This is a genomic window from Wohlfahrtiimonas populi (assembly GCF_002006795.1).
Lineage (GTDB): Bacteria > Pseudomonadota > Gammaproteobacteria > Cardiobacteriales > Wohlfahrtiimonadaceae > Wohlfahrtiimonas > Wohlfahrtiimonas populi.
The window spans coordinates 121,851-146,266 of sequence record NZ_MVDN01000004.1; the positions used below are offsets into that span (position 1 = coordinate 121,851).

Genomic DNA, 24,416 nt, shown 5'->3' on the forward strand with positions numbered 1-24,416 from the left:
CCTATAAAACATTATGCTGATTGAATTGGATTACGACCCACTTCTAATACTGCTTCTGTAAATGCATCACATGCTGCTTTACAAGCAGCTTGGCTACCGCGCAAAAATGCTGCTGAGTAGTTCGTTTCCGATGGTGGCGGTGTATAAGCAACCATATCCACTTCAGCGGCTTTTAGCGCTGCATCGATACCAAATGTTGCTTCTAATGGTGGCGCGACCAAATATGCAATCGAATCGCCGTGAGGGATATTTGCCATTTCTGATAAATATGTACCTGTACGAGAAACAACATGCGCTAAGAATGCTGCATCTTCTTGATCATTTGCCCATTGGAAAGCAGGACCATCTTCAATGGTACCAATCATGGCATTTAAACCTGCACGAACTTCTGCTGGGTTTGGCCCGCCTAGCATGATCAATACTTCACCAGATGATGGTGAAGGCGAATTGCCTGCGCCTGCATACAATGAACGACCATAAACCACTTGTACAATCGCTTGCTTTGTTGCTTCATCCGCTGCGATATACGCAACATCATCTGAATCACAAGTTAATAGCCCAAGGCTACGAATATCTGCTGGTAATTTGAGTTCTTTGCGAAAATCTTCATGCAAAGAAGCAATGAGGCGAACGGCTTTGACACTTGGTCTGATTAAATCTAAAGCTGGCATAATCTAATCCTCCTATTTTGTTAAATTGATGCCAGATGCTTTCTTCTCTAGCATTTTTTTCACTAAATCCACAATCACAGCGGCAGCTTCTACTGGCGGTGTTCCTGCTCTATGAATATTGGAAATACACGTTCTGTCTGCTTCAACGGTTAATGCAACTGTTGGGCTATACACGGCATAACATGACAAGCTTTCTGATTGTCCTAATCCTGGGCGTTCACCCACTAACATCACGACCGCTTTAGCACCTAAAATTTCACCAATGTGATCTTCCAATTTCACACGACCATAACGTGCAAATACTGGTGTACCAATTTTTAAGCCTGTATTTTTCAAACCTGCCATTAATGGTGGCAAAATTTCTTCATAGTTCACTAATACGGCATCTGTTGATAAACCATCACAAACAATGACTTGTACATCTGGTGATTGTGTACATTTTTCTTTAATTAAAGAAACAGATGCTTCATTCAAAATTCTACCCATATCAGGGCGAGTTAAATATTGATCCTTATCTTTAACTTCTGACTGAATTTCTAATAAGCCTTGCTTTTCAACCCATTCAACAGGTACTTCTTTTAAAACAGTATCTTTTGATCGTGAATGATCTGCCAAGAAACGTACTAAGGATAATGTTCTTGGGCGAACACCAGCACGACCTGAACCTACACGTGATGCTGTATTATTTTTAAAGCCCTGCAATACATCCGCATTCTTAGGATTTTGAACACCAATCCAAGCTTTCGCTTCTGGCGAACCTAAATCAATGCTGCATGATTCCACAGAACCAGCAGCACTTGATGTACCAGCGTTATATGATTGACCATTCGCCTGATTCAAACCTGAGGTGAAATGCTGACCATTGCTGTTTGATTGAACATTCAATTTACTGATCACTTGCTGCACAAGTGCTTCAATTTGTTTTTGATCCATTATTCATTCCTCCTTAGAAAAACAGAGAAGCATCGCCAGCGATGCTGGTTAAGCGACCATTTTGCATGATGCCCATTTTTTCAAGCCATACTTCAAACTCTGGCGATGGACGTAAATTCAATAATTGACGAATTGTAGCGGTATCATGGAATGCTGATGTTTGATAGTTGAGCATGATGTCATCGCCAAGTGGCATACCAATGATGAAGTTACAGCCTGCTGTTGCCAATAAAATTGACAATGTTTCATTCACGTTTTGATCAGCATTGGCATGGTTGGTATAACAGCAGTCAACACCCATTGCGACGCCGTGTAATTTACCCATGAAATGATCTTCTAAACCTGCACGCATGATCTGGCGATCATCGTACAAGTACTCAGGTCCAATAAAGCCCACAACTGTGTTCACCATGAAAGGATCATAATGACGAGCTAAACCATAGTTTCTTGCTTCCAATGTTACTTGATCAGAACCATTGTGAGCATTCGCTGATAATGCAGAGCCTTGCCCTGTTTCAAAGTAGAAAAAGTTTTCGCCTGCAATGCGATTATATTCACGACCAATTGCTTGCGCTTCATTTAGCATTTCTAAGGAAATACCAAACTCTTTTAAGCCCTTTTCACTACCACAAATACTTTGGAAAATTAAGCCACCTGGTGCACCTTTGCGGATTGCTTCCATTTGTGTGCTCACGTGCCCTAATACACAGCCTTGCGTTGGGATTTCATATTTATTGATCACATCGTAGATGGTGTCTAAAACTCGTCGCAAGTTTTCAACATCGTCCGTTACTGGATTTACACCGATAACAGCATCACCTGCGCCATAAGACAAACCTTCATAAATCTGTGCTTCAATACTCTTAACGTTGTCACGTGTATCATTGGGTTGTAAACGACAAGCAAAATGCCCTGGCAAACCAATCGTATTATTTGCTCTTTTCACAACAGGTACTTTTTTAGCACCATAAATTAAGTCTGCATTCGAGCAAATTTTTGCAACACCTGCGATCACTTCTGAACTTAAGCCTTTGCTGATGAATTGCCAATCTGTGAGCGTTGTATCATCACTCAGGATGTATTCACGCAATTCACCTATTGTCCAATTTTTCACTTGGTTATAAGCTGTTTCATTCAAGTTATCTTGAATTAAGCGTGTCACACAATCTTCTTCGTATGGCACAACAGGGTTATTTCTAACATCCGCAACTGTAAGCTCTGATAGAACTTGCTTTGCGGCTACGCGTTCCTGTGAAGATGCTGCTGCAACGCCAGCGAGAACATCACCAGAACGAAGCTCATTAGCTTTAGCCAACACATCTTTGACATCTCGAAATTGATAAGTTTGGCCGAATAACTGCGTTTTTAATTTCATTATTTTACTCCTTAACTATGCTGGAAATGCCAGTGATTTAATGGTCACAGGAACTATTTCACCTTCAAACAGTGGCTTTCCTATATCGATATAATCACCATCTCGAGTCACAACCTCATCTATAACGGCAAGCTTTCTATCTTGTAAATATGGTTGTAAAAGCATACCTAAAACTTTGCCTAAATCTTGTCTTGCCACAACAATGAGTGGCAAATGGCTTGGATATCTCTGTGTAAATTGCGCCAATGCATCGACACACTTCTGAATCTCTTTATATGCAACTGCTAAATCTTTCGGTAAATTGAGCGCACATATATCTAATAATGGATCAAGATCATGCTGCTTAATCGCAAACTCCCAATCTTCTATTAAGGATTGTGGTTGTAGATCTATGCCAGATATTCTGGTTTGAATCACAGGAACATTACGAATTGGTAACGCCACTTCTTTGAGCCAAATTGTGCTACCAGATAATGATAATGTGTGCGCACCTGCACCAATCACTGTTGCACGAATCGTCTGCTTTGGTTGAACCAATCGCAAAGATTTAATGCCTTGGTTTTGCAATAAAGCTTCTGCCAACAATGGTCCAATATCACCATATTTAAACAGTTCATGCTGAGGTACTGGTTGATAAACACATGTGCCAACACCACCAGAAATTGTGACAGCTTGGAATGATCTCAAAGATGGTAAATCATCTGACATCATTAATTTCTTAGCCAGTGCAGAAGGTTGCCCAATTGCCACTTCATAAACTAATTGTGCCATTGTGCGTGTCACATCACGAATCTGCTCTTGCGTTAGATTCATAGGATTAACAGATGAACCAAACATCGATTCACATACAATTTTTGCAGGTTGGTGTGCACGTAAAACTTTGCCTGAAGCATCTAGCTCCAGCAAACGTCCGCCAATATTTAAGCAAGCAGCTTCTTTTGCATCACCATTTTCAAAAATTGCATAATTAGATGTACCACCACCGATATCTATATTTAAAACTCTGCCTTTAATATCTTGCGAAATCTCGGATGCACCTGCACCTTGCCCTGCAATGATAGATTCCAAATAAGGACCAGCCGTTGCCACAACGAAATTACCCAATTTTTCAGACAAATTCATAATGGTTGGGCGTGCATTACGTGCTTTAGAAGTTTCACCTGTAATGATGATTGCACCAGATTCTAATGTTTCTGGTGCAATGCCAGCAACGCGATACTGTTCTAATATGAAAGCCAATAGCTCATCTTCACGGATCTGCCCTTCAAAATTAATGGGTGTGAATATGACAGGGCTTTCATATAGAATTTCTCGTTTTGTAAATTCATAATGAGGCACTTGAGAAACAGCAGCACGATTCACCACTTCCAATCTTGAAAAGATGACTTGTGTTGTGGTTGTCCCAACATCAATACCTACACTATGAAGAACTAACGTTGCCATATCTTTATCCTTATGCCTTTTCAGCTGTCACTGCAACTTCTTCTAATGGTTTTGCAGGTGCTTCATCATTGATATTTTTTGGCATAATCATAATTGCTACGAATACACCAAATGCACCACCTGCAATCTTGCCCGCAATCATTGGGAAAATCATTTGATTCATAACACCTGCGGTATAACCTAAGTGATCACCCAATGTGAATGATGCACACACAGCAAATGCACAGTTAATGACTTTTCCGCGGTTATCCATTTTGCTCATCATGCTGAACATTGGAATATTGTTTGCCAATGTTGCGATCATACCACCTGCTGCCATGTCATTCATTTTCAATAAGCCACCCACTTTTCTGAATGCCTTATCAAACCAACGTGTCAATAAAAGCACCATTGGATAAGCACCTAATAACACACATGAGATTGAGCCAATGATTTCAATTGCGCGCATTTCACCATCGCCTGTGTTGAAGATCGGATCCATACCTGGGATCAATGTCACGCCTGTTAAAAAGTGGAATACTGCAGCTGCTAAGCCAATTGTGATGATCACAACTAAAATTTTTGCAAAGACTTGGAAGCCTGAAATCATTTTCTCTGGAATAAATTTCAAACCTAAAATGATTAAAATCGCGACAATTGCAACAGGGATTAAGTTAATGAGAATCATGCTGAATGTGAACACTACTGTTTGTCCATTCACAACAACACCTGAATACATCGCAACAATACCACCCACTAAACAACCCACTGGGATTGCGATGATTCCTGCCAACATTCCTAATGCCATGAAGCGAGTATCACCTTTGTTGATGATACCCAATGCAACAGGAATCGAGAACACAACCGTTGCCCCCATCATGGATGCTAAGATGATGCCTGAATACAATTCAGCTGCAACGTCACCATTCGCTAAACTACCTGCAATTGGGAAACCACCCATATCAATCGCGAGAATTGTTCCTGCAAACATTGCTGGGCTAGCGCCAACGCTTTGATACAAAGGAATGATCACTGGGCCTAAAACATCTTTAATTACTGGAGCAAGCGCTGTAATACCAACCATTGCCAAACCCAATGCACCCATGGCTAAAAAGCCTTCATCAAATTGTTCACCAGCACCTTCGATACCTTTGCCCACTTTGCCAAGGCCAACTTTACCCAATATCTGCGCAGAGCCACCAAATTGAGCCATGATGCGGTCAAATGCACCAATCATCATAAAGATCATCATGAACCATATTATTATTTCGTTAATACCCATAATTTTCCCCTTATTTCTCTATAGCCACTTAATTTGAAAATGCATCTGCATACACATTTTGAATCTGTGCAATCGTTGTTGTTCTTGGGTTTGTCGTTAAGCAAATATCTTCAAAGGCTGCTTTGGATAATTCTGGAATATCATCAGGGTTTAAACCTAATTCAGTTGAAGATTGCTTTAAATCTAATTCTTGAATCAGTGTTTCTACTGCTGCAATAGTATCTACAGCTTCTATATGTTGACCTGTGAGTGCATGCCCAACTTCGGCATACTCTTTTTTGCAAACTAAACTGTTGAATCGCATAATGGCTGGCAACATGATGGCATTACACTGCCCATGTGGAATATGGTATTTACCACCAATTTGGTGTGCAGTTGCATGAGATAATCCTAAACCTGCATTGGAAAATGCCATGCCTGCCATATAAGATGCCAACATTAATGATTCTCTCGCTTCAATGTTTTGCCCTTGCCCCACTGCCTGCGGCAAAGCTTCACCAATCATTGTAATTGCGCGATAAGCAAAACCTTTTGTTAATGCTGTAGCCTTTAAACCCACATAAGTTTCAATCGCATGCGTTAAAGCATCAAATCCAGTAATTGCTGTAATGTAAGGTGGCAATGCTAAGGTTAAGCATGCATCAATGATAGCAAGATCAGGAATCAGTTGATCATGAATCAAAACTTGCTTCACACCTGTTTTAGTATTCGTAATCACTGCGATATCTGTCGCTTCAGAGCCTGTACCCGCTGTCGTTGGAATCGCAACCAAAGGCAAACGCTTATTTAACTTAAACTCACTATTTAATAAACTCTCTAAAGGTAATTCTGCATTGGCAGCTAACATTGCTGTCACTTTAGCAGCATCTAAAACTGAGCCACCACCAATTGCAATCACGCTATCACAACCCGCGGTAACTAAAGATTGTGCTGCAACTTCCACAACATTAGAAGATGGTTCTCCACCTTCATATAAGCAGATTTCATAACCAATGCCTGCAACTTCTAATGAACGATATAAGCCATCCACAATGCCAGTATTATGAATGAATGCATCCACCATAATGAATGTACGGATAAATCCTTCAGCCTTCATGGCTTCACCACAACATGCCAAAGATCCTGGTCCCATATATGTACGAGGAGGCACGCTGAATTTACGCACATTTTGTGAATTCATCACATCCAATGCGCGATAAATGATTTGGCTAACATCATCTAATTTCATGCTTTACTCCTCGAGTACATCGAACATTTGTTTAAATCTAATGATTAAACAATCCTAAAATTACCTGCGATCACACAACGTCTTAAACGTACAAATGTTTTTGCATTGGTAACGCCTTCACCTGTTGGTGTTGTGATGGTCATGGTTGTCCAACCCTCTCCGCCAAAACCTAGACCTGCAATACATGGCCCATTTTTCACAAAGATACTGGTATCTATCACTTGTGCCATTTTGTCTAAGTTATCTAAATTGGTTGAATGCATTGCTGCTGTATGATGGCAACCTGCTTCCAATTGAACCGCCAATGCAATGGCTTCATCCACATTTTTCACACGAATAATTGGTAACACTGGCATCATCAATTCAGTCACAGCAAACGGATGACTCATGGATGTTTCAACAATCAATAAACGAGTATCTGCTGGCGTTGTAATGCCTATTTGCGCCGCAATTTTAGTAGCATCGCGCCCAACCCAATCACGGCTCACAACACCATGGCCAGTTGCATCTACTTTTGTTAATAAAATTGGCTCTAATTGCTTCGCTTGCTCACCTGTTAGTTGATAAGCTTTATGGCGCTTCATCGCTTCTATCAATTGATCAGCGACTGAATCCACAACAATCAATACTTTTTCATCTGCACAAATGATGTTGTTATCAAACGATGCACCCAATACAATAGATTTTGCTGCATTTTCAATATTTGCAGTTTCATCTACAACCACTGGCGGATTACCTGCACCAGCTGCAATTAAACGCTTATTGGTATGTTGACGTGCTGATTCAACAACAGCATCACCACCTGTTACAACCAATAAACCAATGCCTGGATATTTAAATAAGCGTTGTGCTGTTTCAATGTTAGGGCTTGCCACTGTGACCATCAGATTAGCAGGGCCACCTGCTGCGATCACAGCTTCATTCAAAATTGAAATTGCACGTTGAGAAACTTTTTTAGCAGCAGGATGTGGTGCAAATACAACTGCACTACCTGCAGCAATCATACTGATGGAGTTATTAATAACTGTTGCTGCAGGATTTGTGGATGGTGTCACTGATGCGATCACGCCCCAAGGCGCATTTTCAATCAATGTTAAACCATTATCACCTGTCACAACTTCTGGTCGTAAACATTCAGTACCGGGCGTACCTTCAGCTTGTAAAATATTTTTAGCTGTTTTGTCATCCACACGGCCCATACCTGTTTCCTGCACAGCAAGCTCTGCTAGCTCTTTTGCATGCGCAACACCTGCCTGACGAATTGCTGCGATGACTTTATCTCGCATCGCAACAGATCTTAATTCTTTTGCTGCATTTCTCGCAGCTATTACTGCATCATCTAATTCATGAAAAACACCAGCCGCAACAGTTTGAGGTTGGCCTGAATTTCCCTGAGAAGTTCCTGATGTATTATTTGTGATTTGCCCCATTGAACTGAGAACGGCTTTAACCACTTCTTCTATTGCTTTAGAATTAATGTCCACGTTTGACCTCACTTATGGTAAAAAACTTCACCATTAACCACTGCTTCATCAACAATTCCGACAACGCTCGCGTCCACTGGTGCTTCTGTACCGTTAATACTTCTGACTGTTTTTCTAGCAGCACTACCACTTGCAACCAAAACCCACTCACCATTGCCTGCACCTAAAGAATCTGTTGCAACAATCCTTTCTTCAGATGGCAAGCCGTTGTTATTGAGGATATCCACTAACAGCAAGCGTTCCTGTTCAAAGCCAGGCTGTTTCACGGTACTAACCACTTGACCTACAATAACTCCTAACTTCATGAGCTTCCTTTCCTTATCGTTATTCAATACATTAAGGTGTAAGGTTGTGACTCATACACCTTAATGACTGTCATGACTATTAATCCAACTGATTGTCTTTAGACATTTTAATTGGAAACAAGTTTTCTAAATCACCATGTGGACGTGGAATTACGTGTACTGCAATCACTTCACCGCCAACACGTTGAGCTGCTGCTGCACCTGCATCTGTCGCTGCTTTACACGCTGCAACATCGCCACGAACCATAGCTGTTACTAAACCGCCACCAATTTGCTTATAGCCAACCAATGTCACACGAGCAGCCTTAACCATCGCATCAGATGCTTCAATCAAAGCGACAAGACCTTTAGTTTCAATCATTCCTAATGCTTCCATAACTACCTCTACTTATTAATCCCACAATGGGAAGTTAAACAATGGTGACCTCATCACCGACTTTTTTTACCTGCTTTCATTTGTGTTGCAATCACAAGCACTTGAACCATATCTTGCCAACTGCAACCACGAGAAAGATCGTGCATTTCGCCATTGAGCCCTTGAATTAATGGACCAATGGCTTCATAACCGCCCATACGTTGAGCGATTTTGTATCCAATATTGCCAGCTTCTAATGATGGAAAAATCAATACATTTGCTTTGCCTGCAACCTTGCTGCCAGGAGCTTTCTTCTCACCAATACTTGGTACTAAAGCTGCGTCAAACTGTAAATCACCATCAATATTTAAATTCGGGGCACGCTCTATAACCATTTGCGTTGCCATTTGTGTTTTGATCACAGCATCATGTTTTGCACTGCCTTTTGTAGAGAAAGACAACATCGCAACATTTGGTGTTTGTTGAGTAATTGCATTAAAATTTTCTGCGGTTGTCATTGCAATATCTGCTAACTGCTCAATGCTTGGCACAGGGATCACACCACAATCTGAGAAACCATAAACATTCTTACCATCAGGTGAAATCATGATCATGATGGAAGACAATGTTTGGTTGCCAGGTTGTAAACCTAAAATACGCAAGCCTGCTCTTAATACATTGGCTGTAGATGAAATATTACCTGCAATACAGAAATCACAACGCCCTGTTGCCAACATTGATGCGCCAAACCACAGAGGATCTTGCACCATTTTCTTTAAATCATCTAAAGTCTTATCTTTAATTTTGCCTAACAAGCGCTCTGCAAATTCTGTAATCCATTCTGATTGTGTTGGATCAATGATATTCAAAGACTCATACGGTAAATTCTGTGCTTGGCAGATCTGTTGAATCGCCGAGAAATCACCCAACAACCAAGGAAAACCTAAGCCTTCTTTTTGAATTTGTAACGCAGCGCGAATTGCTCGCTCATCCACTGCATCTGGAAAAACTACCCATCCTGGGTTCTTTTTAGCATTGACTGTGCATTGCTCTAGTAGTTTCATACTTGTTTCTCCAATGCTTGCATCAACGCTTCTTTAGTTAACCAAGCTTTCTCTCGTTCTACTCGTAAACACATAATCATCAAGACATATACAGCGCTGGATAAACGATTTAAACCTTTCATAATGTCAGGACGTTTCACCACTAAATCACGATCAATAAAAATAGATGCGGCAACAATTTCTGTTTCACGGATTGATGTTCTGAGTAAATTCAATAAACGCACATTTTTGCCATGTTCAAAGGCTGGCACAATGTGATCATGCTCTAAATATTTCAAAGGAAAATGAGATAATTGATGAATAGATTTTTCATCCAATCCACCAATGGCAAAATGTGGCAATGTTTCATCCATCGCATCTGCACGCATAATATTGCCCAGTACAGAGCGAATATCCGTTAACCAGCTTTGTGCATAGTCAGAAACTTCACCTTGCAACCAAACAGCCATGGAAATTGTGCTATCTAATTTTGCTCTAAAACCTAAGCGAGGATCTGACTTAGATACCAATGTATAAGCATTCAAATGCGTCATCGTATCTGGTTTTTTCACCACTTCTTGTTGGCACAATTGGCAAGATGACATCACACGTTGGTCTTGACTCGTTAAACCATGCACATGCTTTAGTTGAACATTATCATTAGTACTTTGTGTATTGGCTTCCTCAGGTTTTTCAACAAATAATCGCCCCTGTTCATCTAAATATTTGATGACCAAATGATGATCTGAGATTAAAGTTCTCGCAGCAGGCGTCAAACGGCAATCCGCAGGCAAATGGATCTCTGTACCATCGCTCAAGCTATAATTTGCCCTTAACCAATCTTCTGTAACAAATAAGCTCATATGAACCCCTTTATTAAGATTGTTCCTGCCAGTTTGCTGGCCATGCGATATAAACGAATCGCACTTTCGTTGGTGTACCAAATTCTATGGAAGAAGATTTCGGCACAAAAATAATATCCCCAGGTTTACCAATCACTGTTTCACCTTGAGATTTAATGTGTAATTCACCTTCTAAAATGACCTGAACCTCATCATAATTCAGTGTCCATGGGAAGAAACCTTTCTCCCAGCTCATATAACCTGCGGACATACTGCTGTTATCTTGTCCTGTGATGACATCTGCGATGGATACTTTATTATCTGGCAATGCACCTTCAAATAACTCCGTTTTAGCTAAGTTGCCTTTCACTAATTTAATTCCACTTTTAAGCTTAGTGCTGCTATTGTCAGCTTGCTTGCATGGCGGAGTATTTTTAGCATGTTGCTCTTCTTTAATCGCTCTAACCACTAATTGCTCTAAAAGCTCATCGCTGATTTTTGCACCTTGTGGCATTTTCTGAAGTACTGCTTCACGAATTAAATTAAAGTCACGATCAGACAATTTTTTTGCACTATTACTCGCTGGTACTTTAGCAATGCTTGTTTGTACCGCAGCCGATATAATAATTTCTATGCCCAGTTCACCTGCAACTTCACGCGCTTCTGGCGTTACAATGCACAGTTTAGGATCGTATTCAAACTGGCTTTGCCCTTGTTGTTTATATGTACGAACAACTTCTGCTGTAATCAATTGCTTACTCATAGTCTGTCTCGCTTCTTTATTTATATGCATAAATACTTTTCTGCATAAAAGATTAGCAATCGTGACTATTTTTCATTATCAATATTTGGCAAATCGAAGAAATAATTTTAATTCTTGATTTAAATCTAAGTTAAATGCATCTCTTGCATCAAGGTTATCACCATACGTTGACATGACATTGCACTAAAAATAATGATACAAAATTATTACAGACTTAAAGATGATGAAGTTCATAACTATCAACTTGTTAAATTTCATTGACTCTATTCATAGCCGTTTTACAATATAAGCCTGACATAACAATATTAATAATACAGGCGGAGTTCACATGAGTTTAATGGACATTACGATTAATCTAATTCTTAGCGTTATTCTAATTGTTGGTGTGTATCAATTTTATTTTTTCACACAGCGCCATATGCTCAAAGCACCCAAAACTTTCCATTCACCTCTCGATGAAAAGGTCCCCTATTGGCCTTGGTGGTCTTGGATTTATAGCTTTTTATATTACCCTGCGATTTTATATATGAACTGGATTGTGCAGGATGCACGAGAATTTATCATGATGGCATTTAGTTATATCGTTTTATTAGCCATGCAGATGTTCTGTTTTACTGTTTATCCTGTTTCCACACCTGCACATTGGCGACAACTGAACCAGGGCAAATCAGCTTCTGAAAAATTCTTATTATTTGTGCGTAAGTTTGATGATTCATCCAACTGTTTTCCAAGTATGCATGTTTCCGTCGCAACATTAACAGCATGCTTAGCTTATTCCACATTAGGCGGTTGGGTGATTTTATTCCCTATTTTAATTGCACTGTCCTGCATTTTCACAAAGCAACATTACTTATTAGATATTCCAACAGGTTCATTACTGGGATACATTGCTTATTTAGTTCATACGATGATCATTTAAAATGAATTGATATCTTTCCACACTTATTCACAATTTGTGTGATTAAGGACGTGGATAACTTTGTGAATTAGATTCTAGTCTTTGCAATCTTTGCAGATGCCTTGGATTTCAATACAGTGATCTTGTAATGACATGCCCATATCACCTAATTTGTCACAAATAGTGTCAGTTAAGGTTTCATCATCAATTTCTTCAGCTTTTTGACACTGAGAACAGATCACCATCAATGAGTTATGCTCATGTTGATGATCCACAGTACAAGAGATATAAGCATTCAATGTGTGAATTTTATGGATAAGTTTTTCTGATAATAAGAAATCTAAAATACGATATGTTGTAGTTGGTGTAATGCTGTGACCTTGTTCACGCATTTTTTCGATCAGTTCATAAGCTTTAACTGGCGCATTCGCTTCCAATAACAATGCCAAAATCATTTTGCGCAAAGTTGTTAAACGCACACCTTGTTGTGCGGCCAATGCTTCTGCATCTCCAAGATATTTCATCATTGTTTCTGATAATTGATCTTTTGCCATCACTCATATCTCTTAATTTCATCCGGTAATATAGTATATCCCGAAACGCCCATTGCTGCCGCATCATTTCTTTGAATGGCAAGCTTGCCTGAAAGTGAGATTTCTTCCATAGAGCGTGCGCCTTTCAAGGGTTCATCCATTTTGACATAAATAATTTGGTTTGCTGGTGGTGGCGGTGAATGAATACACGCACCAAAATATGGCACCAATAAAAACTCACTCAATGATCGATTATCTGCCCAATCCAATGGCACGATATAACCAGAAATATTAACTGCTTGATCATTCAATAATTCATTCATAGGCGCATTTGCCCATTCCGCCAGAATATCTTGTAACATTTCTTGTGCCATTGGATCAGAATCTGAAATGGCATTCAGATTCATATTGGCAAACAATGATTCTGGCTGAATAGCATCTTGGGAGATTAAATCATGCCACTGAATTTTTTGATATTCCTGCGGCGCATTTTGATAAATTGCCAAGCCTAATACTAAAAATAGTCCGATGAATAGCAATCCAATAATTCGCACCAACCCAATCATCATCTAGCCCATTGTGATTAACATCGTTAATAATGTCATCACAATTAAAGCGACAAACATTCCCAATATCGTTGACTGCTTATTTTGTAATGGCTCAGCTTTTGGCAATATCTCCTTCATCGCAACATAGAGCATCATGCCACCTGCTAAAGCTGATAAATGAATCAAATATTCCAAAGATAATACAGAACGAAGGAACAAATACATCAATATTGCTAAACATGCAGGTACAATACCTGTGAATAAAGCTCTATAAAATTGTCGTTTTCTCGCTTGTTGAGATGTAGGCAATACTAAACCACAGCCCAAAGGTAGATTATGGCAAATCACCGTCACTGCCAATAATAAGCCCAACCAAACATTCATCATTGCTGTACTGAATATCACAAAACTTTCTGGAATATTATGAATCATCAATGCTGTCACAGTTAATTTGCCTTGCGCATGCAGAATTTTATTCAGCACTAACAATACTAAAAAGCCAAACATCCATAATCCTATGGATAATGTATTCATCTGTATCCACAATACTGCCAAACTTAAATAAATCATCGTGCCCGCTGAAAAGCTTAATAATATTCTCATCAATGTCATGCTTTTATACTGAATCCAGTGGCCGATCAACCAACCAATGCAAATAGCTAAGCCAGATATTAATGTCAAAGTAGCTGCCCATAATAATGCTTGCTGCTTGTGTTCAGTATCATGCTGAATACTTTCTGCCTGCAATGAATAGTCTGATTCACCATATTCAGAAACATTGCCATCAATATTCAACGTACCAAATACTGTGAGATTATCCATTGTTTGAATGCCTGATAATCCTTCCTTCAAACGCACATGAATGATCTGATTTTTCGGTGGCGGTGGCACATGAATACATGCACCATAATAAGGCACCAGCAAAAACTCACTAATATTAGAATTTTGATCCCATTCCAATGGCACCACAAAACCTGAAATGGCAACATTCTTACCTGATAGCATTGGATTAGGTAATCGTTTATCTTGTGCGTCAATATAGCTTTGCAATATTTCTGGGGATATATCATCTTGAGATGATATATCCATGGAAGATTGCATCAATAATTGATCCCAAGTAATTGCTGGATAATCATCCGCTAGACTCAATGGAGCCATAGATACTAAGATCATTATGACAATCACAAACTGCCGAATTCTATGCATCATTTTGAAATACTCAAGCCATCTGCCAAGCTCATGCGATAAGCTCGCCATGCAGGAATCATACTTGTGATTAATCCTGCCAACATAATCGCACCAAGCAACAGCCATTCACCACTTGTTGGCCAAGATAAAGTAATAAAAATTCCGTAATGATTAACCAAAATTGGACTGAAAATCACAATCATCAACACTAATAAAATGATTCCCGATATAACACCGATGATAAGTAGCATCAATCCTTCGCAAGCTAATAACACTAAAATGTCTGTAGGTTTTGCACCTGCTGAACGCAAGATTGCTAATTCTCTTCTGCGCTCGCCCAATCCTGCTAGGATTGTCGCTGTTAATCCCGCTAAGCCCACAACTGTTACCAATCCAGAAACAACGAGTAATACTTTCTCTGCTGAGCTCATCATCTCCCAAATTTGATCCATCACAACGCCTGGCATTACAGCCATTAACGGTTCTGATCGCCATTCATTAATAGATTTTTGGAGTGCAAATACATGACTACGTTTTTTCAAACCCACCAACATTGCAGTAATGCTTTTCGGTTTCAAATCAAATTTGGTGATCTGATCAGCTGGGATATTTAAGCCAGGAATCGGTGCGCCACTTTGCCAATTTAAATGAATCGCTTCCATTGCTTCTAAACTGATATATAAAGAACGATCCACTGGCGTGCCTGTTGGCACTAAAATACCCACAACTTCAAAAGGTTTATCATCATGCTGTGCAATGGCTGATTGACTATTACCGTGGCTAAGCACAACTTTTCGCCCTAATTCATAGTTAAGATTTTTAGCAACCTCTGAACCAATCACAACATCAAATAAATGCTGAAATTGTTGCCCTTTAGCAAAAGCTAAAGTTTTATCCCATTGATAACGATAATGCTCAAATAAGTTTTCATTCGTTGCAACAACAGGATAGCTTTGATGTGTATCTCCAAGTGAAATCGGAATCACCCAGTCAACTTCAGGTCGTTTATCAATTTGCTCAGCGCTTTGCCAACCCATATTATTAGTAGCACCACCCAAATGGAAAATTGCATATAGAATCAATTGCACATTACTGCCACGTGCGCCCACTACTAAATCAGTGCCTGAAACTGCTTGTACAAAGTTCTCTCTTACCTGCACACGAGTTTTTTCAATGCCCAATAATAAAGTGGTGGATAGCGCTATAGAAAATACTATTAATAGTAAAGTGCCACGACGATTCCAAGAGCTTTTCCAAGAGAGTGATAGTAAATAGCTTAATCGTTTCATCCTTCACCTTTTCCACAATCATTAATATCATTAAGATGAATCGCTTGGCTAAAGCTCTGCATAATATCTAAATCATGGCTCACAAATAACAATGTTGTGCCATGATCGTTACAGGCACTCAATAATAAATTTAAGAAATCTTGTCGACGATTCGCATCTAATGCAGATGTTGGTTCATCTGCAATCAAGATAGAAGGTTTACCAATTAAAGCACGTGCTGCTGCTACTCGCTGTTGTTGCCCGACAGATAATTGATGTGCTTTTTGATGCCATAATTCAGATGATAAATCCAAACGTTGCAATAAAGCTTTCGCTTCATTTAAAACAGAGCCATAGTTTTCAATGCTATTTTGTGTGCGCAGTTTCGATAATTGGCAAGGAATCACAACATTTTCTAATACAGTTAAATAAGGAATTAAATTAAACTGCTGAAAAATGAAACCAATATGATCTCCCCGAAAAATATCACGTTCACCGCTACTGAGCTGATTTGTCACGCAGTCATTAATCTTAATCTCGCCTGATGTTGGCACTAAAATACCTGCGATCAGACTTAACAATGTGCTTTTTCCACTGCCACTTGGCCCTGAGATAAAAAGTTGCTCACCATGATGAATGTTCAATTCATCAATGGCAATCGTTGGCTCTGTTGCTTTAGGCCAAAGAAAGCGAACTTTCTTCAGCGCTATAGCGATGGAATTTGTATTCTCCATTGTGTTTACCATTGAATCACAGAATTTTTACGTGATAATTCAGCAGATTTTTGCCCATTTGGTGTAATCATCTGTACTTCTACATGCTCCAAATTTGGAAAGTATTCAAAGAGTTTCACATTCAGCTGTTGAAGTTTTGCGGGCGTTTGGCACTGCCATTGTGCTGTCATCATTAAATTACCATGTGTTGTATTATGATTTTTGTGTTCTTCTGTGTGTGTTTTTTGCCCTAAGAATTGAGGTTCAATCACATCTGATACCAAATCTAAATCCTTCAAAACACAATTTGCATCTTTCGGTAACACAAACAATTGATCAATTGCATTCAACTGATTAGCCATTGCCTTCACTTCTGCAATTTCAGCATCACTTTGTGGTGCATATTCAAAAGAGATAAAGTTCGCCAATGCGCCATCTAGTTCTAATTCAACATTGCCGTGTTCAATACTGATATTCATATTGGCAACACCATGTTGATGCGCACCATGCCCTCCGTGCGAATCATGCCCAATCATTTCATCCACAATTTCTTCCTGACTAAACGAAGCAGGATAAAAAGTTGGCCAATTGCTGAGTTCCAATGCCAATGTTTCATGTGAATCATTGCCCATGTATAAATGGAAATGCCCTGCTTTCTCTGGTGCTATGATGTGATCACTGAATTGAATATATTTAGGGGCTTTTGATTCTGCATCAATGCATTCAAATTGATAGCGCACGCCTTTTTTACCTGAATCATAATTCAGAATATTCTTGCCTGAATATTTATATTCACAAACAGCTGTTTGATTGGGTGCAATAAATTCGATCTGATCACCATGAATTTTCACCAATGTTAAATCTGTCTTGTAACCATTCAAATAATACGCACGATACTCCTCAAGCGTTTTATCGCCTTTCTCGACTTTAACTGCCAACACTTGATCCAAATCCCTACTCACTAGATATGGATAAATGGATTGCCAATCACCTTCCCAATCGCTCAATGCACGATCTTCCACATCTGCATCATCAAAAATTTCTTGGCTTGCTAAGGCTGCTTTTTCTGAATGACTATGGTGATGATGTTGGTGCGCCCAACTCGCTTGTAAACTTAATGCAGCTAAAACAATGGCAGTTTTTTTCATATCAATCCCCTTAACTTGAAAAATGCAATGTTATATCATTTCATTTTGACCGTCAAACAGCTTTAAAATATTTTTTAAAACGACTTATTCACAAATAGTGTGATTAAGGATGTGGATAACTTTGTGGGTAAGATTTGAAACATGCATTGCTGATTTTTGATACAATGCCCCGCTTATTACTCCATGGAAATGAGCATTATGAGCACCCAAATTGATGAAATATTAGTGGTATATTCCAATCTGCAAGATGCACAAACTGTTGCACAGATGGTTCGTTCATTGAACTTCTACTCTGCGTTAACACCAGCATTCAAAGTCACCGAAGAGATTGTTAACAAAGCACCTGCAATTATTGATTTATCTGAGCAAGGCAACTTCCCACAAGAAAAAACTTTCACTGTGGCAAAAGAAGCATTGGCAGACATTCATTTAAAAGCTCATATTGCTGAATTCTTAAAAGAAAAATGCCAATTAAAACCAACATGGACAGTGGAAGCTTTTGCTGAATTAGAAACTGCTCGCATTAAAGAAATTGTAGGTGAAGATGAAGTGATCTTAGCTTTATCTGGTGGCGTGGATTCATCAGTTGTGGCAGCTTTATTGCACTCAGCGATTGGCAAAAAATTAACATGTATTTTCGTAGATACAGGCTTGATGCGCTTAAATGAAGGCGATCAAGTGATGCAAATTTTTGCTGAAAACATGGGCGTTAATGTGATCCGTGTGAATGCAGAAGATCGTTATTTAGCAGCATTGGCTGGTGAAAATGATCCTGAGCGTAAGCGTAAAATCATCGGCGAATTGTTCATCAAAATCTTTGAAGAAGAAGCTCAAAAATTATCTCATGCTAAATGGTTGGCTCAAGGCACAATCTACCCTGACATTTTAGAATCTGGCGATCATCATGGTGCTGCAAATGTGATTAAATCACATCATAATGTGGGCGGTTTACCTGAAGATATGCAGTTTGAATTGATCGAACCATTGAAATATCTATTCAAAAATGAAGTACGTGAATTGGGTGTTGCATTAGGTTTACCACCAGAAATGTTGTATCGCCATCCATTCCCAGGACCAGGTTTGGGCGTACGTATTTTGGGTGAAATCAAAAAAGAATATGCTGATATTTTGCGTTTAGCTGATGATATTTTTGTTCAAGGTTTACGTGAACATGGTTTATATGGCAAAACATCACAAGCTTTTGCAGTATTTTTACCTGTAAAATCTGTGGGCATTAAAGATCATAAAAGAACTTATGAGTACACAATTGCCCTTCGCGCCATTGAAACTGTTGACTTTATGACAGCTCGTGCAGCTCGCTTACCTTATGAATTCATTGAAGAGATTTCGGACAAGATCATTTTATCGATTCCTAAAGTGACAAGAGTTGTTTATGATGTATCGAATAAGCCACCCGCAACAATTGAGTGGGAATAACAAAATAGTGTAATATTACAGAGATGTATTATCACATATCGATTTAGGAGAATGACATGCGTATCGTATTATTGGGTGCACCTGGCTCAGGCAAAGGAACTCAAGCAGCCAATTTGGTCGAAAAATATGGGATTACTCACCTTTCAACAGGTGATATGTTGCGTGCTGAAGTTAGCGCGGGTACAGAACTTGGCGTAGAAGCTAAGAAAATCATGGATGCTGGCCAATTGGTTTCAGATGATATCGTATTAGGTATGATCAAAAACAACATCGAATCTATTGATGGTGGTTTTTTATTAGATGGTTTCCCACGTAACTTGAACCAAGCAGAAGCTTTGGATTCATTGTTAGCTGGCATCGATCAACCAATTGATAAAGTAATTTTCTTTGATGTACCTTTTGAAATCATTAAAGAACGTTTATTGTCTCGTGGCCGTTCAGATGACAACGAAGAAACAATCGAAAAACGCCGTAAAGTTTATGAATCAGAAACTGCACCATTGATCAACTACTACACTAAACAAGGTAAATTAGTGACAGTTGAAGGTGTTGGCGATGTGGCTGAAATCAGTCAAAACATTTTTAAAGCATTAAGCTAAATTACAGCTTAAAATTAGATGGAATGGCAGCTCAAGCTGCCATTTTTGTGAGCATGAAAAAAGAAACTATAATTACTGTTGCTTGTATCTTATTTGTCGGTGCTTTTGCCTACTTTGGCTTGCCGATGTTTATTCCACGAATGGAGAATCCTAGCCAGCAACCTTTCTGGGAAACTTCCTTATCTGAATCTAAAGATATGCAAGCGTTTGGTTTAACGCTGAATCACTCCACATTGCAAGATGCCATCGATACTTTTGGCAATCGCGTTTCTTTAACTTTATATGAAACAAAATCAGGCGATCAAGTGGAAGGTTACTTCCGTGAAACTCAAGTGGGTCCATTTCTAGGTAGAATGGCATTCACTTTAGTCAATAACCCTGCTGATATTCAAACTGCAAAGGAAAAATCCGTTGCAGAACAAGCACCAATGAGTGGCAACAAGAGCTACAAATTAGCTTCAAATTTAAATGAATTATTCCTAGATGAACCCGTTTTCAGTTTAGCCTTCATTCCAACTCATGTTGTGTTAACGGCAGATGATGTGAAAGGTCGCTTTGGTGAGCCAGACCAAATCATTGAAGAAATGATAGAAAGCAAAAAAACAGGCACAGTCCATTATCTCTATCCAAATAAAGGAATTGACGTAACTTTGGATAAAGAAAAAAGATCAATTATTCNCCAACTCATGTTGTGTTAACGGCAGATGATGTGAAAGGTCGCTTTGGTGAGCCAGACCAAATCATTGAAGAAATGATAGAAAGCAAAAAAACAGGCACAGTCCATTATCTCTATCCAAATAAAGGAATTGACGTAACTTTGGATAAAGAAAAAAGATCAATTATTCAGTATATCTCACCTAAATATTTTGGGGAAAAAATCATCTCTCCGATTGCTGTTGAAAATTGATATTGATCAAAAAAGTTGACATCTAAAATAAAAATGGTAATTTGTATGTAGCTCCTGAAAAAGAGATTGCCTAAAAAGCTCTTCAGGATCTTAGGCAAAATAAGCACATTGAGGATATGATAAAACCCGTAATGGAAATTCCATTACGGGTTTTACCTTTGTAGCCATTCAATATTTATTGTGCTGCCATTTTCTCTAATACTTGTTCTAAACGACCAACCATTGCATCGATATGATCCAAAGTAATGTTCAATGGCGGGAAGAAACGCACAACGTTATCGCCAGCACCTACTAACAATAAACGTGCATCAAATGCTGCATTCACAACATCAGAAGCTTTCACCATAGATTCATCAAACTGAATACCGAGCAATAAGCCTTTACCACGGATTTCTTTCACAAATGGATATTTAACTTTGAGTAAGTTCAATTTCTTCTGTGTATATGAGCCACGCTCTTCTACCGCTGCGACAACGCCATGATCAATCAATTCAGTCAATACTGCATGTGCAATCGCACATACGAAAGGATTGCCACCATAAGTGGAACCATGATCACCAGGCACAATGATATCATTTGCTTTTTCACGCGTTAAACATGCTGCAATCGGTACACCACCGCCCAATGCTTTAGCAATTGTCACAACATCCGGCACGACATTCATTTGCTGATAAGCAAACAATGTGCCCATTCTACCCATACCACATTGAATCTCATCAAAAACTAACAAAGCGTTAAATTGATCAGCTAATTCGCGCAATGTTTGCAAGAACTCAGGCGTTGCAGCACGAATGCCACTTTCACCTTGTACTGGCTCAATGAAAATCCCACAGAACTCTTCATTCACTAAAGATTTTGCCATTTCAATGTTATTGAATTCGCATTCCACAACATCGCCCATCAATGGTCTAAAATCCACTTGGTATTTTTCTTGGCCAGTAATCGCCAATGCACCAGTACTACGGCCATGGAAAGATTCCTTCATATAGAGAATCTTCGTTTTATTTGACGCAATCGAATGACCATGTTTACGCACAACTTTAATCGCTAATTCATTCGCTTCAGTGCCTGAATTGCAGAAGAAAACTTGTTGATGATAGCTATTTCGGATTAACTTCTGTGCCAACAATGTTTGCATATCATTTTGATACAAATTGGAGATATGAAACAATTTTTCACTCTGCTCTCTTGCAGCTTGAACCATTGCTGGATGCGAATGTCCTAAGCAGTTAACAGCGATTCCTGAGACACAATCAATGTACTCATGATTTTGATCACTGTATAAGAAAGGACCTTTCCCACGAACAAAATTGACAGGAAAGCGCTTGTAAGCATTCATTAACATCAGTTATTTTCCTCTTTAGTTTCTTTGATCAATGTACCTGCACCTTCGGCAGTAAAGATCTCTAATAAAATTGCATGCAGTGTTTTGCCATTCAAAATAATAACGTTTTTCACACCACGATCAATCGCATCTAAACATGTTCTGACTTTCGGCAACATTCCGCCAGAAATCACTTCATCTTTAATTAATTTCAATACTTCTTCATAACCCACTTCTTTTAATAAAGTTGATGGATCACGGAAGTTCATCATAATGCCATCCACATCCGTTAAAAAGATTAAACGAAATGCGTTCAATTCAGCGGCAATGGCACCTGCAACATAGTCAGCATTGATATTGTAAGTATTACCATCTTCATCCATACCAATCGAAGAAATCACTGGAATATAGTTATCTTTCGTCATCGTATAGATAATGTCTGGATTAATATTTTCAATTTCACCCACAAAACCAATATCAATTTGCTCGCCGTTTTTATCTGCAAATTTTTTCTTCGCAGTAATTAAATTACCATCTTTACCGCTTAAACCAATCGCTTTGCCACCTTGGCGCTGAATATCTGCAACGATGCCTTTATTGATCTTCGCTGACAATACCATTTCCGCCAATTCAACTGTATCTTGATCGCTGACGCGTAAGCCTTCGATGAATTCTGTGGTTTTATTCACGCGCTCAAGCATTTGGTTAATTTCAGGACCACCACCATGCACAATCACAGGATGAATCCCAACATATTTCATCAATACGATATCTTTGATGAACTCTTGGCGAATCTCTTTATCCACCATCGCACTGCCGCCATATTTAATCACAACCGTTTTGCCATGATAACGACGAATGAATGGCAGAGCCTCAATCAGAAAGGCTGCTTTATCTTGATTACTAATCATATCCATCACCTAGGTTCTATAATCCGCATTGATTTTGACGTAATCATATGAGAGATCACAACCCCAAGCTGTCGCTACAGCTTCGCCATTATGCAAATAGATTTCAATTTCCACTTGTTTTGCAGAGAAAATTTGAGCAAGCAACGCTTCATCAAAAGCAATGCCAGCACCATTAGCAACGATCTGAATTTTAGCATCGCCACCTTTCACAAAGATCTCAATCTTATTCACTAGCAAATCTGCGGATGAATAACCGACAGCACATAAAATTCTGCCCCAGTTTGCATCACCGCCGAAAATCGCCGTTTTTACCAAACTTGAACCAATCACAGATTTTGCAACTTTACGTGCATCGTCTACAGTTTTTGCACCGAATACATTGGTTTCAATGAGCTTCGTTGCACCCTCACCATCTTCTGCGATTTTCTTTGCTAAAGTTTGGTTAATGAAGCGCAATGCTTCCACGAATTTATCGTAGCCTGCATCCGTTTCAGATGTGATCACAGCATTACCTGCTAAACCATTCGCTAGAATGATTGCTGTATCATTCGTACTCACATCACCATCCACAGAAACCATGTTATAGCTTTCATCCACGCTTGCTAAAAATGCGCGTTGTAATAATGATTTTTCAATGGCGATATCTGTTGTGATGAAACCAAGCATCGTACCCATATTTGGATGAATCATGCCTGAACCTTTAGCAATTCCACCAATCGTCACAACTTTGCCTTGCACTTCGATCACAACTGCAATATTTTTCTCTGTTAAATCCGTTGTCATGATCGCTTTAGTTGCAATCGTGCCATCTTGAGACAATGCATCCACAACATGACCAATACCAACATTAATCTTTTCCATTGGCAACTGCACACCAATGATGCCAGTTGAAGCAACCAATACAGCATCTTGTTGTAAGTTCAATCGCCCTGCCACTAACTTACACATATTTTCAGCATTGCGATAGCCTTCATCGCCAGTACAAGCATTCGCATTGCCACTATTAACAATGATTGCTTGTACATTGTCTGATTTCACATGCAATTCTGATAATGTTACAGGTGCTGCTCGCACTGCATTGCGTGTGAATGCACCTGCGGCAACTGCTGGTGCTTCTGAGTAAATGAGCGCCATATCATAGTTACCGCTCGCCTTAATCCCCGCTTTAACACCTGCCGCTAAAAAGCCTTTGGCAGACGTCGCATTTCCATCCTGAATGATTTTCATATCTTATCCATT

General features: G+C 39.2%; 23 protein-coding genes and 3 pseudogenes. 4 read left to right on the top strand and 22 right to left on the bottom strand.

Features of this window, described 5'->3' with window-relative positions; all coding sequences use genetic code 11:
* Nucleotides 1-11 precede the first annotated feature (11 nt).
* From eutL to eutQ, 12 genes and pseudogenes are all read right to left on the bottom strand, one after another.
* Entirely contained in the window at nucleotides 12-671 is a 660-nt protein-coding gene (gene eutL / locus BZK16_RS06355) for an ethanolamine utilization microcompartment protein EutL (protein ID WP_077928063.1), read from the bottom strand.
* 12 nt (nucleotides 672-683) lie between these two features.
* A pseudogene (eutC, locus tag BZK16_RS06360) lies at nucleotides 684-1,466 on the bottom strand (ethanolamine ammonia-lyase subunit EutC); the annotation flags it as partial.
* Nucleotides 1,467-1,617: 151 nt separating this feature from the next.
* Nucleotides 1,618-2,979, bottom strand: a complete 1,362-nt coding sequence (locus BZK16_RS06365) for an ethanolamine ammonia-lyase subunit EutB (protein ID WP_077928065.1) — start codon at nucleotides 2,977-2,979, stop codon at nucleotides 1,618-1,620.
* Nucleotides 2,980-2,994: 15 nt separating this feature from the next.
* Complete coding sequence (locus tag BZK16_RS06370) at nucleotides 2,995-4,422, bottom strand: ethanolamine ammonia-lyase reactivating factor EutA (protein ID WP_077928066.1); 1,428 nt, start codon at nucleotides 4,420-4,422, stop codon at nucleotides 2,995-2,997.
* A 10-nt stretch (nucleotides 4,423-4,432) separates the two neighbouring features.
* Entirely contained in the window at nucleotides 4,433-5,683 is a 1,251-nt protein-coding gene (gene eutH, locus BZK16_RS06375) for an ethanolamine utilization protein EutH (RefSeq protein ID WP_077928067.1), read from the bottom strand.
* 28 nt (nucleotides 5,684-5,711) lie between these two features.
* Nucleotides 5,712-6,911: an iron-containing alcohol dehydrogenase family protein gene (locus BZK16_RS06380; RefSeq protein WP_077928068.1), complete on the bottom strand. Its 1,200-nt coding sequence runs from the start codon at nucleotides 6,909-6,911 to the stop codon at nucleotides 5,712-5,714.
* A gap of 44 nt (nucleotides 6,912-6,955) precedes the next feature.
* On the bottom strand, nucleotides 6,956-8,389 hold the full coding sequence (locus BZK16_RS06385; protein WP_077928189.1) for an aldehyde dehydrogenase family protein: 1,434 nt from the start codon (nucleotides 8,387-8,389) through the stop codon (nucleotides 6,956-6,958).
* Nucleotides 8,390-8,403: 14 nt separating this feature from the next.
* Nucleotides 8,404-8,700: a EutN/CcmL family microcompartment protein gene (locus BZK16_RS06390; protein ID WP_077928069.1), complete on the bottom strand. Its 297-nt coding sequence runs from the start codon at nucleotides 8,698-8,700 to the stop codon at nucleotides 8,404-8,406.
* A gap of 79 nt (nucleotides 8,701-8,779) precedes the next feature.
* Complete coding sequence (gene eutM / locus BZK16_RS06395; protein WP_077928070.1) at nucleotides 8,780-9,076, bottom strand: ethanolamine utilization microcompartment protein EutM; 297 nt, start codon at nucleotides 9,074-9,076, stop codon at nucleotides 8,780-8,782.
* Nucleotides 9,077-9,129: 53 nt separating this feature from the next.
* Nucleotides 9,130-10,119 (bottom strand): phosphate acetyltransferase, encoded by a 990-nt coding sequence (gene pta / locus BZK16_RS06400; protein ID WP_077928071.1) that lies wholly within the window; start codon nucleotides 10,117-10,119, stop codon nucleotides 9,130-9,132.
* Entirely contained in the window at nucleotides 10,116-10,961 is an 846-nt protein-coding gene (eutT, locus tag BZK16_RS06405; RefSeq protein WP_077928072.1) for an ethanolamine utilization cob(I)yrinic acid a,c-diamide adenosyltransferase EutT, read from the bottom strand. Before eutT ends, pta begins: the two co-directional genes overlap by 4 nt.
* Nucleotides 10,962-10,974: 13 nt before the next feature.
* A complete protein-coding gene (gene eutQ, locus BZK16_RS06410; protein WP_158076819.1) occupies nucleotides 10,975-11,703 on the bottom strand; it encodes an ethanolamine utilization acetate kinase EutQ in 729 nt (242 codons plus the stop codon).
* A 328-nt stretch (nucleotides 11,704-12,031) separates the two neighbouring features.
* Between eutQ and BZK16_RS06415 the strand changes: the two genes are divergently transcribed.
* The gene (locus BZK16_RS06415; protein WP_077928074.1) at nucleotides 12,032-12,622 is read left to right on the top strand and encodes a phosphatase PAP2 family protein; all 591 of its coding nucleotides are present in this window, start codon (nucleotides 12,032-12,034) and stop codon (nucleotides 12,620-12,622) included.
* A gap of 74 nt (nucleotides 12,623-12,696) precedes the next feature.
* On the opposite strand, the gene BZK16_RS06420 is transcribed toward BZK16_RS06415, so the two are convergent.
* The 7 genes and pseudogenes from BZK16_RS06420 to BZK16_RS14870 form a co-directional block, all read right to left on the bottom strand.
* Entirely contained in the window at nucleotides 12,697-13,155 is a 459-nt protein-coding gene (locus tag BZK16_RS06420) for a Fur family transcriptional regulator (protein WP_077928075.1), read from the bottom strand.
* Complete coding sequence (locus BZK16_RS06425; protein WP_096777506.1) at nucleotides 13,155-13,700, bottom strand: DUF3299 domain-containing protein; 546 nt, start codon at nucleotides 13,698-13,700, stop codon at nucleotides 13,155-13,157. Before BZK16_RS06425 ends, BZK16_RS06420 begins: the two co-directional genes overlap by 1 nt.
* 3 nt (nucleotides 13,701-13,703) lie before the next feature.
* On the bottom strand, nucleotides 13,704-14,840 hold the full coding sequence (locus BZK16_RS06430) for a DUF3299 domain-containing protein (protein ID WP_233145212.1): 1,137 nt from the start codon (nucleotides 14,838-14,840) through the stop codon (nucleotides 13,704-13,706).
* Between the two features lie 47 nt (nucleotides 14,841-14,887).
* The gene (locus BZK16_RS06435; RefSeq protein ID WP_077928078.1) at nucleotides 14,888-16,159 is read right to left on the bottom strand and encodes an ABC transporter permease; all 1,272 of its coding nucleotides are present in this window, start codon (nucleotides 16,157-16,159) and stop codon (nucleotides 14,888-14,890) included.
* Nucleotides 16,156-16,872, bottom strand: a complete 717-nt coding sequence (locus tag BZK16_RS06440; RefSeq protein WP_077928079.1) for an ABC transporter ATP-binding protein — start codon at nucleotides 16,870-16,872, stop codon at nucleotides 16,156-16,158. The genes BZK16_RS06435 and BZK16_RS06440 overlap by 4 nt, the downstream gene beginning before the upstream one ends.
* Before the next feature lie 5 nt (nucleotides 16,873-16,877).
* Nucleotides 16,878-17,387, bottom strand: a complete 510-nt coding sequence (locus BZK16_RS14865; RefSeq protein WP_408645565.1) for a ZrgA family zinc uptake protein — start codon at nucleotides 17,385-17,387, stop codon at nucleotides 16,878-16,880.
* Nucleotides 17,376-17,999: pseudogene (locus BZK16_RS14870) on the bottom strand (ZinT/AdcA family metal-binding protein); the annotation flags it as partial. The gene BZK16_RS14865 and the pseudogene BZK16_RS14870, both read right to left, overlap by 12 nt.
* A gap of 291 nt (nucleotides 18,000-18,290) precedes the next feature.
* On the opposite strand from BZK16_RS14870, the pseudogene guaA reads away from it, so the two are divergent.
* The 3 genes and pseudogenes from guaA to BZK16_RS06465 all read left to right on the top strand — a co-directional run.
* Nucleotides 18,291-19,436, top strand: a pseudogene (gene guaA, locus BZK16_RS06450) (glutamine-hydrolyzing GMP synthase); the annotation flags it as partial.
* Nucleotides 19,437-19,492: 56 nt separating this feature from the next.
* On the top strand, nucleotides 19,493-20,035 hold the full coding sequence (locus tag BZK16_RS06455) for an adenylate kinase (protein ID WP_077928082.1): 543 nt from the start codon (nucleotides 19,493-19,495) through the stop codon (nucleotides 20,033-20,035).
* Between the two features lie 709 nt (nucleotides 20,036-20,744).
* Complete coding sequence (locus tag BZK16_RS06465) at nucleotides 20,745-20,942, top strand: hypothetical protein (protein ID WP_143691147.1); 198 nt, start codon at nucleotides 20,745-20,747, stop codon at nucleotides 20,940-20,942.
* A 175-nt stretch (nucleotides 20,943-21,117) separates the two neighbouring features.
* Here BZK16_RS06465 and BZK16_RS06470 read toward each other — a convergent pair whose 3' ends face one another.
* The 3 genes from BZK16_RS06470 to argJ are packed head-to-tail and all read right to left on the bottom strand — an operon-like array spanning nucleotide 21,118 to nucleotide 24,404.
* The gene (locus BZK16_RS06470) at nucleotides 21,118-22,290 is read right to left on the bottom strand and encodes an aspartate aminotransferase family protein (protein WP_198932443.1); all 1,173 of its coding nucleotides are present in this window, start codon (nucleotides 22,288-22,290) and stop codon (nucleotides 21,118-21,120) included.
* On the bottom strand, nucleotides 22,287-23,177 hold the full coding sequence (gene argB, locus BZK16_RS06475) for an acetylglutamate kinase (protein ID WP_077928086.1): 891 nt from the start codon (nucleotides 23,175-23,177) through the stop codon (nucleotides 22,287-22,289). Before argB ends, BZK16_RS06470 begins: the two co-directional genes overlap by 4 nt.
* 9 nt (nucleotides 23,178-23,186) lie before the next feature.
* Nucleotides 23,187-24,404: a bifunctional glutamate N-acetyltransferase/amino-acid acetyltransferase ArgJ gene (argJ, locus tag BZK16_RS06480; protein ID WP_077928087.1), complete on the bottom strand. Its 1,218-nt coding sequence runs from the start codon at nucleotides 24,402-24,404 to the stop codon at nucleotides 23,187-23,189.
* Nucleotides 24,405-24,416: the final 12 nt, after the last annotated feature.

What these genes read in the sequence shown, in the direction of transcription:
- eutL (WP_077928063.1), bottom strand. Translation starts at nt 671, where the DNA reads ATGCCAGCTTTAGATTTAATCAGACCAAGTGTCAAAGCCGTTCGCCTC.
- BZK16_RS06365 (WP_077928065.1), bottom strand. Translation starts at nt 2,979, where the DNA reads ATGAAATTAAAAACGCAGTTATTCGGCCAAACTTATCAATTTCGAGAT.
- BZK16_RS06370 (WP_077928066.1), bottom strand. Translation starts at nt 4,422, where the DNA reads ATGGCAACGTTAGTTCTTCATAGTGTAGGTATTGATGTTGGGACAACC.
- eutH (WP_077928067.1), bottom strand. Translation starts at nt 5,683, where the DNA reads ATGGGTATTAACGAAATAATAATATGGTTCATGATGATCTTTATGATG.
- BZK16_RS06380 (WP_077928068.1), bottom strand. Translation starts at nt 6,911, where the DNA reads ATGAAATTAGATGATGTTAGCCAAATCATTTATCGCGCATTGGATGTG.
- BZK16_RS06390 (WP_077928069.1), bottom strand. Translation starts at nt 8,700, where the DNA reads ATGAAGTTAGGAGTTATTGTAGGTCAAGTGGTTAGTACCGTGAAACAG.
- eutM (WP_077928070.1), bottom strand. Translation starts at nt 9,076, where the DNA reads ATGGAAGCATTAGGAATGATTGAAACTAAAGGTCTTGTCGCTTTGATT.
- pta (WP_077928071.1), bottom strand. Translation starts at nt 10,119, where the DNA reads ATGAAACTACTAGAGCAATGCACAGTCAATGCTAAAAAGAACCCAGGA.
- eutT (WP_077928072.1), bottom strand. Translation starts at nt 10,961, where the DNA reads ATGAGCTTATTTGTTACAGAAGATTGGTTAAGGGCAAATTATAGCTTG.
- eutQ (WP_158076819.1), bottom strand. Translation starts at nt 11,703, where the DNA reads ATGAGTAAGCAATTGATTACAGCAGAAGTTGTTCGTACATATAAACAA.
- BZK16_RS06415 (WP_077928074.1), top strand. Translation starts at nt 12,032, where the DNA reads ATGAGTTTAATGGACATTACGATTAATCTAATTCTTAGCGTTATTCTA.
- BZK16_RS06420 (WP_077928075.1), bottom strand. Translation starts at nt 13,155, where the DNA reads ATGGCAAAAGATCAATTATCAGAAACAATGATGAAATATCTTGGAGAT.
- BZK16_RS06425 (WP_096777506.1), bottom strand. Translation starts at nt 13,700, where the DNA reads ATGATTGGGTTGGTGCGAATTATTGGATTGCTATTCATCGGACTATTT.
- BZK16_RS06430 (WP_233145212.1), bottom strand. Translation starts at nt 14,840, where the DNA reads ATGGCTCCATTGAGTCTAGCGGATGATTATCCAGCAATTACTTGGGAT.
- BZK16_RS06435 (WP_077928078.1), bottom strand. Translation starts at nt 16,159, where the DNA reads ATGAAACGATTAAGCTATTTACTATCACTCTCTTGGAAAAGCTCTTGG.
- BZK16_RS06440 (WP_077928079.1), bottom strand. Translation starts at nt 16,872, where the DNA reads ATGGAGAATACAAATTCCATCGCTATAGCGCTGAAGAAAGTTCGCTTT.
- BZK16_RS14865 (WP_408645565.1), bottom strand. Translation starts at nt 17,387, where the DNA reads ATGATTGGGCATGATTCGCACGGAGGGCATGGTGCGCATCAACATGGT.
- BZK16_RS06455 (WP_077928082.1), top strand. Translation starts at nt 19,493, where the DNA reads ATGCGTATCGTATTATTGGGTGCACCTGGCTCAGGCAAAGGAACTCAA.
- argB (WP_077928086.1), bottom strand. Translation starts at nt 23,177, where the DNA reads ATGATTAGTAATCAAGATAAAGCAGCCTTTCTGATTGAGGCTCTGCCA.
- argJ (WP_077928087.1), bottom strand. Translation starts at nt 24,404, where the DNA reads ATGAAAATCATTCAGGATGGAAATGCGACGTCTGCCAAAGGCTTTTTA.